The organism is Bacteroidales bacterium MB20-C3-3, from assembly GCA_035609245.1.
Classification (GTDB): Bacteria; Bacteroidota; Bacteroidia; order Bacteroidales; family UBA932; genus Bact-08.
The window spans coordinates 2,109,498-2,122,438 of sequence record CP141202.1 but is presented as its reverse complement, the minus strand read 5'-3'; the positions used below and the strand labels follow the sequence as shown (position 1 = coordinate 2,122,438).

Genomic DNA, 12,941 nt, shown 5'->3' with positions numbered 1-12,941 from the left:
TTATGGAAGACAAAACTAATAGTGCTGAAGTATTTGCCGGTACCGGCTGGCAGGCCGAAATGGTCAGAAATCTATTGGAAAACGAGGGCATACCATCTTTTCTAAAGAATGAAATTATTGGCACCATTCTACCGTTTGGAACATCTCCCGGGGGAGTTGGAGCTGTTAAAGTTATTGTTTCGGAAGAGTTTAAAGAGAGAGCAATGGCTATTGTAGACGAATACAATGAGAATCTAAAAGAGGAGGATTAGTTATGAAAGGGTTGATCAAAATATTCGTTGCATTAAGTGTACTGACTATTTTATCACTATCCTTTTCCAAACAATCAATTGCTAAAGAGAGGTGCAGCAGAATAGTATACTGTTACGATATTCAGGTAGAGGTTCCTGATTCAGACAGAAGACTCTATATGGCCAGCAAAGGCTATATCAATCAGCTTTTAATGAACTCTGTAGCTTCAAATGATTTTTTTGAACTTAAATTCCAGCCAACAAGAATATTGGCAGAACCCTGGGAGAAACCCTCCTATCTTCAGGCAGACAGGCCCAATGAATATCAGCTCTGGGGAAGGCTCTGGTCTATAGGTGATAACAGATTCAAAATTGAGCTTTATCTCGTTTCAGCTAATACAAGAGAACTAGTCGCAAAAGGAAGTACTATCATTGAGGGAGAGGACGAAGCCATGATGGGAGGAATGTTTGCCGCACTGAATTTAGGATCAACAGAAAAAGGCTCAAGACCACTCATTGATGTTATAACTGAGTATGAGAAAAAGGGGAGGGTGAAAAACCCTGATAAACATAAACCAATTTGCGCAGAGATTAAGCCGTCTGAGTTTTCACAGGGAGAAACGATATATCTAAAACCAAAAGAGGTTAAACAAATACAAATAGAGGTAAGGGATCCTGACGGAGAACCAATAAAAGGGATGGTTATTCCACTGAAAGGTTATAAAGGGGAGATACTCCCCAAGGAGATTATAACTGATTATAAAGGGATAGCACACATTGCACATGTCGCTCCAGATGAAGAGTGCGAATACAGAATAGAGTCTTCTGTAAATTATGAGACACCCGGAGAGAAGAGACAGAGTGCCACTCTCTATCCATCAATCTTTATTAAGGTAAGAAAACCTGTTACAGAACTAACAGGGACAATAGCCATCTCAGAGAGCACTACTGAGGACTGGGGCAGTAAAGAGGATCTCATTGCAAGACACATAAGTAAAACCACAGCATCGTCAAGTATTAAAATGACTATTATAAGATCCCGAATTGAAAATACTCTTAATAATATGCAACTATACAACAGAATTATTGAAGAGCTGGGCAAATATGAAATAGTAACAGGCCATAGCGAAGGGGCACTTCAGTACATATCTGACTATACTGGTTACAATAAATATGAAGGTAAATTAAGAATGGATGAAAAGTCCTCAACTATAGCATCCGGATCAGGTTGCAGTACAAATGTTACAATAACTGCTTTGGTAAACAGGTCTGCTGACGGAACCATTCTGCCGGCTCTCTCCAGAAAATGGTGTCTGGTAGTTGGTATAGGGAGTAACTCTAAGATGCTTTTTCAGGGAGGAGAATATGCTACAAGGGGTAAATCAACAGGACAAAGAAGAAACTCTGATGGCGAAATGGAGAGTTTTTCAGAAAATTTATCCCCTAAAACTACAATTGGCACTGGCTTTGACTATAATTACAGAACTGTGTCTGAAGAGGAATTAGTAGTTCCCCTTGAGATAGCAGATAGTGATGCATTAGAAAGATATCTGCTAAATCCAACGGGTACTCTCTCTCTTTCTCTGAAAGGCAGTTATAAAAAAATAAAAGGCAGCCCGTTATATGACACAAAGGTTACGGTCAATCTAAAGCTTAATCCTGTTAGAGAAAACTAGAAATAAAGTATGAAAACTATTGGAATGATTGGAGGAATGAGCTGGGAGTCATCTGTTGTCTATTATCAGCTTGTAAACAAAAGAGTACGTGAACTCCTTGGCGGCGATTACTCCTGCAAAAGTGTAATGTACACTGTTGATTTTGATGAAATAGTTAAACTTCAGCATAAAGAGGAGTGGGATAAACTAGATAGGCTTATGGCCGATGCTGCCGTCAGGTGTCAAAAGGCAGGTGCAGATATAATAGTTCTTTGCACTAATACAATGCACCTGTGCAAAGATGCTATAGAAAAAAGTATATCGGTACCATTTTTGCACATAGCCCACGCCACTGCAGAGGCAATATCTTTATACGAACTTACGAAAGTTGCTCTGCTTGGTACAAAATTCACTATGGAGAAAGATTTCTACAAGAGGGAAATAGAAGAGAATTATGATATTAATGTTATTGTTCCAGATTCCGGTGACAGAGACATTATTCATGGAATTATTTACCAAGAGCTCATAAAAGGTATTATTTCAGAAGAGTCAAGGGATAGATTTAAGGTAATTATAAACAGCCTTAAGGAACAGGGTGCTGAGGGGGTAATACTGGGTTGTACAGAAATTCCTCTTTTAATAAGAGAAGGTGATGTTGATATTCCCATTTTTGACACAACTAAAATTCATGCATACAAAGCCGTTGACTTCGCAATAAAAGATAATTAACAATGAAAAACAATTGGACGACAGAGAATATTGGTTCACTGGAAGGAAAAACTATAATTATTACAGGAGGCTCAAGCGGTATAGGACTTGAAGCGGCCAGGGTTTTATCCTCTAAAGGGGCAAATGTTATTATTGCAGTAAGAAATCTGGAGAAAGGAGAGTCAGCTGCAAGAGAGATTAAAGAAGTATACCCTAAAGCTATTATTGAAGTAATGCACATTGAACTTTCTGATTTGGAGAGTGTAAAAAAATTTGCAGAGACATTCGCGCTTAAATATTCAAGGCTTGATATTTTAATCAATAATGCCGGAGTAATGGTTCCTCCCCTTAAACTTACCAAACAGGGATACGAACTTCAATTTGGAACAAATCACCTTGCCCATTTTGCTCTCACAGGACTACTTTTACCTCTGATGAAAGATATACCCGGTTCAAGAGTAGTCACTGTAAGCAGTATAGCGGCAAGAGGGGGCAAAATTCACTATGACAACCTGGATGCAAAAAAAGGATACGGAGCATTTAAGTTTTACAGTCAGAGCAAGTATGCCAACCTCCTTTTTGGAAAGAGGCTGGATATTATTTTAAAAGGGAGACCATGCCAGACTAAAAGCATTGTATGTCATCCCGGAGTTTCTGCTACAAATCTTACCTCCAGAGGTTCCGGCAAACCATCTCCGGGAATTCTTTCTTGGGGATTCAGACTGGTGGGACAACCTGCGCATATGGGGGCGCTCCCTACCCTGTTTGCAGCAACAGAACCAAATCTTAAAGGAGGTGAACTAATTGGTCCTGATGGTTGGGATAACTGGAGAGGATACCCGGCCGTTTCAAACGATATGAACAGATATTACAAAGAATCAGTTGCTGAAAAACTATTTAATATTTCAACAGAGATAACAGGTATAGCAATTTAATAAAGACCCTGATGATAAAAAAATACATTGATATTGAGAAAGCACTTAGAGAGAGAAAAAAAGGCTTTCTCAAACATCTCCCCGGTTGGATTATCCGAATACTGAGCAGGATTGTCCATGAGGATGAGCTAAACATAATCCTAAATAAATATTCTCATCTCAGTGGTGCCGAATTTCTCAAAGCTCTCCTGGAGGAGTTTCAGATAAAAATAGAGGCAGAGGGGTTAGAGAATCTGCCCGAAAGCAGAAAGTGCTTTTTTGCTGCAAACCATCCATTTGGTTTCGCTGACGGACTTGTTCTCACAAGTATTGTATCGGGAAAATACGGAACGCTAAAGGCCATAGCAAATGACTCTTTCAGGTTCATTCCCCAGCTAAACGACTTTGTAGTAGCCGTGAATGTCTTTGACGGATCTTCCAAGGCATACCTGAAAGCAATTGAAGAGACATACGCAATGGATGTTGCGATTACTCACTTTCCTGCCGGTATTGTATCAAGAAGGCATCACGGGAAAATCCAGGATCTTCCCTGGCAAAAAAGCTTTATTACCAAAGCCATTGCACACAAAAGAGATATCGTTCCCTTTCACTTTCACGGAACAAATTCAAAGCTGTTTTACAGAATTAATAATGTAAGAAAGTTCTTTGGTATTGAAGCAAATATAGAATTAATGCTTCTTCCTCACGAAATTTTCCTGAAAAAGGGCAAGACAATCAAGGTAACAATAGGGAAACCAATTTCCTGGGAGACCTTTGACAAATCAAAATCTGCTTATGAATGGGCTCAGGAGGTAAGAGCCATAACATATAATCTTGGAGAATGAATTTTTTAATACTGGCAGCTGCACTGTTTTTGTTTCAGGGCGAATCTGATAAGCGACTTACCGGATATGTAAATCCGTTCATAGGTACTGAGAAAATGGGGCACACCTATCCGGGTGCAACACTTCCGTTTGGAATGGTTCAATTGAGTCCTGATACAGATACTATTAGCTATTCAGTTAACGGGACCTACAACAAGGATGTTTATAAATACTGCGCGGGCTATCAATATAGTGACTCAACAATTGTTGGATTTAGCCACACACATTTTAGCGGTACAGGCCACTCTGATCTTGGGGATGTTCTCATTATGCCTACCACAGGTATATTACAATTAAACCCTGGGAGAGCTGAAAAACACAAAGATGGCTTCAGGTCGCTTTTCAACCATAAAAACGAAACGGCCGAACCCGGGTATTACAGTGTTATGCTTGATGACTACGGGATTAAAGCAGAACTTACTGCTACAACCAGAGTAGGCATTCATAAATACACCTTTCCAAAATCAGATAATGCACATGTGATATTAGATCTTGTTCATGGCATATACAACTATCCGGGAAAGAACATATGGACGTTTCTCAGAGTAGAAAATGAGACAACAATAACAGGATACAGACAGACCAACGGCTGGGGAAGAACCCGTACTCAGTATTTTGCAATAAAATTTTCAAAACCCTTTAAAAACTACGGCTACAAATCCTTTTCCGGAGAACAGATTTATAAAGGATTCTGGAGAAAGTTCAACCAGGAGAGCAATTTCCCGGAGATGGCAGCTCCTCAGCTTAGAGCCTATTTTGATTTTAATACAGATGAGGGGGAGGTGATTTTGCTTAGAGTTGCACTTTCACCTGTAAGTACCAGAAATGCCCTTTTGAACCTTGAACAGGAGGCGCCACACAAAGATTTTAATCTTTACAGAAAGAGAGCTTCTGATATTTGGGAGCGAGAGCTTGGAAAGATTGAGGTAGAGACAGAGAGAGAAGATGACCTTATTAACTTCTACACTTCACTCTATCACGCATTTATCGGCACAACAGAGTATATGGATGTGAATGGAGAGTACAGGGGTATTGACCAGAATGTTTACAAGGCAGAGAAACACACAAACTACACAACACTTTCATTATGGGATACATACAGAGCCTTACACCCTCTTTTTAATATAATTCAACATAAGAGAAACTCTGACATTATGAACTCAATGCTTGCACATTACGACCAGAGCGTTCATAAAATGTTACCTGTATGGTCACACCACGCTAATGAAAACTGGTGTATGATTGGTTATCACTCCGTTTCTCTGATTGCAGATGCCATGGTAAAAAACATAACAGGATTTGACTACGAAAAGGCGGTTACAGCCTCTGTAGCCACAGCAAAGAACAAATACTATGATGGCCTGGAAGAGTACATTACCAGGGGATATGTACCTGAAGACAAGAGTGGCAACTCTGTTTCAAAAACTTTGGAATATGCTTACGATGACTGGGCAATTGCCATGATGGCGGAGAAAGTTGGAAACGCAGGAGTTTTTAATGAATTTATAATTCGTTCAAGGTATTTCAAAAATCTCTTTGACAAAGAGAGCGGCTTTATGAGGCCAAAATTATCAGACGGAAGTTTCAAAAAAGAGTTTGATCCTCTTGACACTCACGGACAGGGATTTATTGAAGGAAATGCATGGAATTACTCCCTTTATGTACCTCATGCCCCGGATGAACTTGTTAAACTGATGGGTGGTAAAAAGAGATTCGCAAACTACCTGGATACTCTTTTTTCAATGCACCTTCCGGACAAATATTTTGAAAAGACTGAAGATATTACCAGAGATGGAATTATAGGCTCCTACGTTCATGGTAATGAACCATCTCACCATGTCGCATATCTCTACAACCTTACTGACGACAAATGGAAGGGAGAGAGGCATATCAGAAATATTTTAGATACAAAATATAAACCTTATCCTGATGGACTGAGTGGAAATGACGATTGTGGGCAGATGAGCGCCTGGTACATTTTCAGTTCTATGGGATTTTACCCTGTTGCTCCGGGTAGTACTTTTTATTATCTGGGAAGCCCGTTGCTCATATCTGCTACAATCAATCTTGAAAACGGAAACAAGTTCAGGATTGAGACCACAAATAACTCCGTGAACAATGTGTATGTAAAAAGGGTTATACTTAATGGTGAAACGCTGGATTTTCCATTTATCTCCCACTATGATATAATGCGTGGAGGTCTGATGGTATTTGAGATGAGCAGCAAGCCACATTAAAAAACGCACTATGACATCACTTAAGGAGATATCTCTTCTTTTCCTTAAACTGGGATCAATATCATTTGGTGGTCCTGCTGCACATATTGCTATGATGGAGGACGAGGTTGTAAGAAAAAGAGGGTGGATGTCACACCAACATTTTCTTGATTTAGTAGGCGCTACCAATCTCATTCCCGGCCCCAATTCTACAGAGATGACTATGCATTGCGGCTATGAACAGAGAGGATGGAAAGGGCTGTTTGTTGCAGGAGCTTCTTTTATCGCACCTGCCGTTTTAATAACCGGAATAATTGCATGGTTATATCAATTATATGGTACATTACCTGATGCTGAGAAATATATTTACGGGATTAAGCCGGCTGTAATTGCAATCATAGCTAATGCTGCAATACCTCTTGGAAAAAAAGCATTCAAAAACATAACTTTAATTTTCCTTGGATTAGCTGTTCTAATAGCCACCCTTTTTGGAATTAACGAAATTTACGCCCTTTTTGCAGCAGGCGCAGCAGGAGTCCTCTTATATTTTGGAAAGAGTGCCAAAGAGAAGACTCTTTCGATAGTTCCCGGATTGCAGATTTTTTTGCTATTCTTTAAGACCGGTGCTCTGCTGTACGGAAGCGGATATGTCCTCTTTGCATTTCTTGATGCCGAACTTGTTGCAACAGGCCTACTCTCCAGAGAGGTGCTTATTGACTCCGTAGCAGCCGGTCAATTCACACCCGGCCCTGTCCTCTCCACAGCCACATTTATTGGATGGCAAATGGGAGGTATAACCGGTTCTCTCCTTGCTACACTAGGTATCTTCCTACCCTCTTTCCTTTTTGTTGCCCTTCTTAATCCTCTTTTACCGAGGCTCAAAAAATCAAAAATTTTCTCGGCCTTTCTTGAAGCAGTAAATGCAGCCTCGGTGGCTGTAATTATTACTGTATGTATAAAAATGGGAATGGACGCTCTGACGGACTGGAAGAGCACAATTATTGCAGTTCTTTCAATGTCCTCTCTTCTTTATTTTAAAAAATTAAACAGTGCGTTTATAGTGTTGGGAGGGGCTTTAGCCGGTTACCTTCTCTATTTTATATGAAAAAAAACAAGAAAATCATTTTTGGCGGAGCGCTGCTTATTACTCTACTATTATTAATTCTCCTGAGAGGTTTTATTATTGAATTTGCAGCAGAGAGAAAAATCAAAAGAATTGAAGGCCGTCTCAGAATAGAAATCAACTATGATGATTTAAGCCTCTCCGGATTATCCGGAGTTAAGATTATGGGACTCTCTGTTGTGCCAGAAGGGGGAGACACACTCTTAAAAGCGGACAAAATTATTGCAAGGCTCAATCCCTGGAGACTAATCATTCTAAGACCGGACCTAAAATATCTGGAAATTGAGAGAGGGGGGCTTACATTCGTAAAGAGGGACTCAACATCTAACTTTGACTTTCTTTACAAAATAAATTCTGACTCTATTGCTAAAAAGGAGAACATTAAATCAGATGAAAAAAGATCCTTAATAACCATTGATTACTCAAAAATAGCAGTTTCTCTTTATAACCTGTTTCTGGACTTGATGCCATCAGATGCTGTTTTAAAAGATGTTTATCTTACATATATTAATAATGATTATAAACTCGATATAAGATTAACAGAGTCTACTGTTGAAAATGACAAATATACTTCGTTGATAACAGCAGATGAAAACGGGAGAAAGGAGCATTTAAGGGCAACAGGAACTCTGAACGATGAAGAGAGAAGCGTATCGGCAATATTCACACCAAAAGAGAGTACAATGTTTAAAGTCCCCTTTCTGGAGTTCAGATGGGGGGCAAAACTTTTATTTGACACTCTCTCCCTGAACATAAAATCAACGCTGCGAGAAAATGAGAAAATAATTTTTTCAGGGAACGCATCGGCATCATCAATATCTCTCTTTCATCCGGATATCTCTCCGGAAGAGGTTGTATTAAAAAAGGGAATTATTGATTATAATGTAAATATAGGAGCCAATTATGCTGAATTGGATTCCTCATCAGTAATAACCATTAATGCCCTCTCATTTTCTCCCTTCATGAGAGCAGAAAAGAGAGAAAACTGGATATTAACGGCATTACTTATAAAAGAGAACCTAAATGCTGACGAGCTATTTTCATCTCTTCCAAAAGGGTTATTTCTAAATCTGGAAAACATTGAAACTTCAGGTTATATGGATTACAGATTTCTTCTTCTAGTTGATTTTAATAATGTTGACAGTCTAAAACTGGAATCGAGCCTTAATAAAAGAGATTTTATGATCAGAAAGATGGGGAGGGCAGACCTTAGGCTAATGACCGGTGATTTTTTGCATACAGTTTACGAAAAGGGGCAACCCGTAAGAAGTTTTACTGTTGGGGAATCAAATCCCAATTTCACACCACTTGGAAGGATATCGCCATATCTTCAAATGGCTGTGCTCCAGTCAGAGGATGGTGGATTCTTTTATCACAATGGTTTTGTTCCTGAAGGGATAAGAGGTGCAATAACAGAAAATTTAAAAAAAGGAAGATTTGCCAGAGGAGGAAGTTCAATCACAATGCAGCTCGTAAAGAATGTTTATCTTAACCGTCATAAAACATTAGCGAGAAAATTTGAAGAGATTCTTATTGTATGGCTTATAGAAAATAACAGGCTGGTCTCTAAAGAGAGGATGTTTGAAGTCTATCTGAATATTATTGAGTGGGGGCCGGGAATTTACGGAGTTAGAGAAGCATCTCTCTTTTGGTTTAATAAAGAGCCTCACCAGCTAAATATTAACGAGTCCATTTTTCTTGCGAGTATTATCCCTGCTCCAAAGAGGGCTTTTAGAAATTTCAACCCGGATTTTTCTTTGAAAGAGGATATGGTGGGCTATTACAGACTTCTTGCAGAGAGGCTAAAGGTAAAAGAGATAATAACTGAATCTGAAGAGGCATCTGTTAAGCCAATTATCAATCTCTCTGATAAGGCAAAATCAATGATCTCAGAAAGCAAATAGTTTTTTTGCAATTGGGCCATTATAAATGGCCCAATTGTTGTATTTTTGTGAACTACATTATAAAATAACTAAAATATGACCTTTCCAGTTTTGGCAGCAATGGCACAAGATGCCGCAGAAGTTGCAGTTCAAGCAGTTCTTCCCGTTAAAGAGGAGCTATCATTTTCACTTATTGAAATGGCTCTGAAAGGTGGATGGATAATGATTCCACTGCTAATACTATCTATTCTGACAATTTATATTTTTGGAGAGAGATGGTGGGCAATCAGAAAAGCATCTCAGATAGATGAAAATTTCATGAGGAATATTCACGACTATATTCACGAAGGTAAAATCAAAGCAGCTATAAACCTATGTCAGTCTCAGGAGACTCCTATTGCCAGACTAATTGAGAAGGGGATCGAAAGAATAGGCAGGCCACTGAATGATATTCAGACTGCTGTTGAGAATATGGGCAATGTTGAGGTTGCAAGACTCGAGAAGGGTCTTCCTATGCTTGCAACAATTGCCGGAGGCGCTCCTATGATTGGATTCCTTGGAACTGTTATTGGAATGATTCAGGCTTTTTATAATATGTCACAAGCAGGCAGCAATGTCGACATCACCCTTCTTTCTGGAGGTATTTACACAGCTATGGTAACCACTGTTGCCGGTCTGATTGTTGGTATTATCGCATATTTTGGATACAATTACCTTGTCGCCAGAATCGACAATATCGTTTATAAAATGGAGAGCAATACCATTGAATTTATGGATCTCCTGCATGAACCTGCAGGCAAATAGTAAATAAAATGTCAATTAAGCGTCGTTCTAAAGTAGATTCTACATTCAGTATGTCATCAATGACAGACATTGTCTTTTTGCTGCTTGTATTCTTCCTTGTTACATCTACCCTTGTTAATCCAAATGCTCTCAAACTGTTACTGCCAAAAAGCACTAATCAGGTCTCTGCAAAGCCCATGGTTAGTATATCAATAAAACACTATTTACCGTCAAACACTTTTTCCTATCATTTAAACGGTAAAAACACTCCTGTGGCATTTAACGACATTGAGGCTATGATTCAGCAGGAGCTGATGGACAGAGAAGATCCAACTATTTCCCTCCATGTTGACAAAAGTGTTCCAATGGAACAGGTCGTTAATGTCATGAATATTGCAAAAAGGAATCAATACAAAATAATTCTTGCAACAGCTGCAGAATAGAAATAATTATTATAAAGGAAGAGATGTCCAAGGTGCCTAAAAACGATACCCCACAGGAGGCCAGAGCCAAGATAATTGGTGCTGGTCTTACTTTGGCCGTTCATATAGCAGCTATGACAATTCTTTTCTCATCCGGGTTTAAAGTTATTTATCCACCTCCCGCAGAACTGGGAATTGAGGTTGATCTGGAGATGGAGCCTCCAAGGCCCATTCAGGTAAAGAGTGGGCACGAGCCCAGAGTTGAAAATCCAAATCCTGACCAGGAGGTGAAATTAGTTCAGCGTTCGGAATCAGCAATTAAAGGGAGCAGAGCAAACACTGGTGCCGAGGCATCATCCGGAGAATCTGGGGATGTGGAACATTATGAGCCCCCTAAGCCAAAACCAATTGACAAAAGAGCTCTATTCCCAAGCGCCCAGAATCAAAACTCTACAGACCCCCAAGTATCAAAACAGATAAGCGAGAGCCTTTCTGCCGGCCATGCAGAGGGGAATACTCAGATTGGATCAACAGATGGAGAGCCATCAGCCAGACTGGCCGGAAGGAGTCTTATGGGGAATCTTCCTGAACCGGATTATTCAGTTAACGCATCAGGGAGAGTTGTTGTTAAAATTATGGTAGACCAATACGGGACAGTTATTGATGCATCACCGGGAGCTCCCGGCACAACGGTTCAGAACAGGACACTTTGGGAGGCATCAAAAAGAGCCGCTCTAAAGGCTAAGTTCAACTTAAGCTCATCTGCTCCTGTTGTCCAGGAGGGAACAATAACATATATTTTCAGATTAAAATAGGCTACTCGTATCTGAGAGCCTCAATAGGATCAAGTTTGGATGCCTTTACCGCCGGCAGATAACCGGAGAGCACACTAACAATAAGACAGACCATAACACCCATAAACATCCAGAGCCAAGGCATTACAAAAGGGCTTTTCATAATTAGTGCAGTCAGATTACCAATTAAAATTCCAAGCAGAATGCCCATTAATCCCCCTATCTGACCAATAACAACAGATTCAAACAGAAACTGCTGTTTAATAGTTTTTGAGTTTGCTCCCAAAGCCTTTCTTGTACCAATCTCTCTGGTTCTCTCTTTAACAGAGACTAACATAATATTCATCAGCCCTACTGCCGCACCCAGAAGGGTAATTATTCCTATAATAAATGCAGCTATCGTAACATAGCTCATTATTTGCATTATGTCCTCAAGGAAGGCGTCGGACTTGGTCACCCTGAAGTCAGAAGCATCAACCGGACTAAGGCGTCTTATAGATCTGAACAGTTGCTCAGCAGCCTCAATTGCCCTCTCCTGATTAACCCCCTCTCTTGGGATGATATTAATCAGATAGAAAGAGTTATCTGACAAAAAGACTCCTCTTGCATTAGTAACAGGAATCCATACCTGATTATCGGGTCCTCCTCCAAAAGAGCTTCCCTGATTAGCTATAGTTCCTATTACCTCATACCTTGCAGCACCAACACTTATTATTTTTCCAACAGGGTTTATACCCTTAAAAAGAGCTGTTTCAACACCGGAACCAATGAGGCAGGTAAAAGAGCCCGATTCAATATCATGTTTACTGAAGTTTCTTCCCTTTGCAATAGTAGCTCCTGAAAATGCAAGGTTATGTTCATCCGTTGCAGTAACTCTGATATTAGGATTTGTTTTATTGGAAGCGTATTTAATTGTTGCGTTTCCAACAGCTGTAGCAGATATAGAAATAATTGAAGGAATCTTGTAGTTCTCTGCAAAACTCCTCGCCTGAGCATATGAAATATTTCGTCTGTTTAAAACCCTTGGTCTTCTGCCTGCATTATCAACCTCTGAAAAGGTAGATCTGACAGAAAAAGAGTTTGCACCCATTTTCCCAAAATTCTCAGTCATAAGGGCTTTAAGAGAGTCTGTAGCAGTAAGAATACCAACTAAAGAGGTAATACCAATAGCTATTATGAGTATTGTAAGAGATGAACGAAGGCGTGTACTCTTGATTGAACGAAGAGATACAATTAGGTTCTCCCTCATCAGAGGATTAATTCCAAATTTTCGCGCCAGAAGCGCCTTTAGGCCGTTCATAATTACAGGAAGTTGCTGAATAAGTTTGT

12 protein-coding genes are annotated in these 12,941 nt (G+C 39.7%); 11 read left to right on the top strand and 1 reads right to left on the bottom strand.

Features of this window, described 5'->3' with window-relative positions:
- Positions 1 to 2 precede the first annotated feature (2 nt).
- The 11 genes from U5907_09650 to U5907_09600 all read left to right on the top strand — a co-directional run bounded on the left by U5907_09650 (position 3) and on the right by U5907_09600 (position 11,633).
- Positions 3 to 251 carry a DUF2007-related protein gene (locus U5907_09650; GenBank protein ID WRQ32833.1) on the top strand — a complete coding sequence of 83 codons (249 nt, stop codon included), beginning with the start codon at positions 3 to 5 and terminating at the stop codon, positions 249 to 251.
- Between the two features lie 2 nt (positions 252 to 253).
- Positions 254 to 1,906, top strand: a complete 1,653-nt coding sequence (locus U5907_09645) for a hypothetical protein (GenBank protein ID WRQ32832.1) — start codon at positions 254 to 256, stop codon at positions 1,904 to 1,906.
- 9 nt (positions 1,907 to 1,915) lie between these two features.
- Positions 1,916 to 2,614, top strand: a complete 699-nt coding sequence (locus tag U5907_09640) for an aspartate/glutamate racemase family protein (protein ID WRQ32831.1) — start codon at positions 1,916 to 1,918, stop codon at positions 2,612 to 2,614.
- A gap of 2 nt (positions 2,615 to 2,616) precedes the next feature.
- The gene (locus U5907_09635) at positions 2,617 to 3,528 is read left to right on the top strand and encodes an oxidoreductase (GenBank protein WRQ32830.1); all 912 of its coding nucleotides are present in this window, start codon (positions 2,617 to 2,619) and stop codon (positions 3,526 to 3,528) included.
- Between the two features lie 11 nt (positions 3,529 to 3,539).
- The gene (locus U5907_09630) at positions 3,540 to 4,352 is read left to right on the top strand and encodes a 1-acyl-sn-glycerol-3-phosphate acyltransferase (GenBank protein WRQ32829.1); all 813 of its coding nucleotides are present in this window, start codon (positions 3,540 to 3,542) and stop codon (positions 4,350 to 4,352) included.
- The gene (locus tag U5907_09625) at positions 4,349 to 6,628 is read left to right on the top strand and encodes a GH92 family glycosyl hydrolase (GenBank protein WRQ32828.1); all 2,280 of its coding nucleotides are present in this window, start codon (positions 4,349 to 4,351) and stop codon (positions 6,626 to 6,628) included. Before U5907_09630 ends, U5907_09625 begins: the two co-directional genes overlap by 4 nt.
- 10 nt (positions 6,629 to 6,638) lie before the next feature.
- Positions 6,639 to 7,712 carry a chromate transporter gene (locus U5907_09620; protein WRQ32827.1) on the top strand — a complete coding sequence of 358 codons (1,074 nt, stop codon included), beginning with the start codon at positions 6,639 to 6,641 and terminating at the stop codon, positions 7,710 to 7,712.
- On the top strand, positions 7,709 to 9,634 hold the full coding sequence (locus U5907_09615) for a biosynthetic peptidoglycan transglycosylase (GenBank protein ID WRQ32826.1): 1,926 nt from the start codon (positions 7,709 to 7,711) through the stop codon (positions 9,632 to 9,634). The genes U5907_09620 and U5907_09615 overlap by 4 nt, the downstream gene beginning before the upstream one ends.
- Before the next feature lie 99 nt (positions 9,635 to 9,733).
- Positions 9,734 to 10,417, top strand: a complete 684-nt coding sequence (locus U5907_09610) for a MotA/TolQ/ExbB proton channel family protein (GenBank protein ID WRQ34097.1) — start codon at positions 9,734 to 9,736, stop codon at positions 10,415 to 10,417.
- Positions 10,418 to 10,425: 8 nt separating this feature from the next.
- The gene (locus tag U5907_09605) at positions 10,426 to 10,839 is read left to right on the top strand and encodes a biopolymer transporter ExbD (GenBank protein WRQ32825.1); all 414 of its coding nucleotides are present in this window, start codon (positions 10,426 to 10,428) and stop codon (positions 10,837 to 10,839) included.
- A gap of 23 nt (positions 10,840 to 10,862) precedes the next feature.
- The gene (locus U5907_09600; GenBank protein ID WRQ32824.1) at positions 10,863 to 11,633 is read left to right on the top strand and encodes an energy transducer TonB; all 771 of its coding nucleotides are present in this window, start codon (positions 10,863 to 10,865) and stop codon (positions 11,631 to 11,633) included.
- A 1-nt stretch (position 11,634) separates the two neighbouring features.
- On the opposite strand, the gene U5907_09595 is transcribed toward U5907_09600, so the two are convergent.
- A complete protein-coding gene (locus U5907_09595; GenBank protein ID WRQ32823.1) occupies positions 11,635 to 12,912 on the bottom strand; it encodes an ABC transporter permease in 1,278 nt (425 codons plus the stop codon).
- Positions 12,913 to 12,941: the final 29 nt, after the last annotated feature.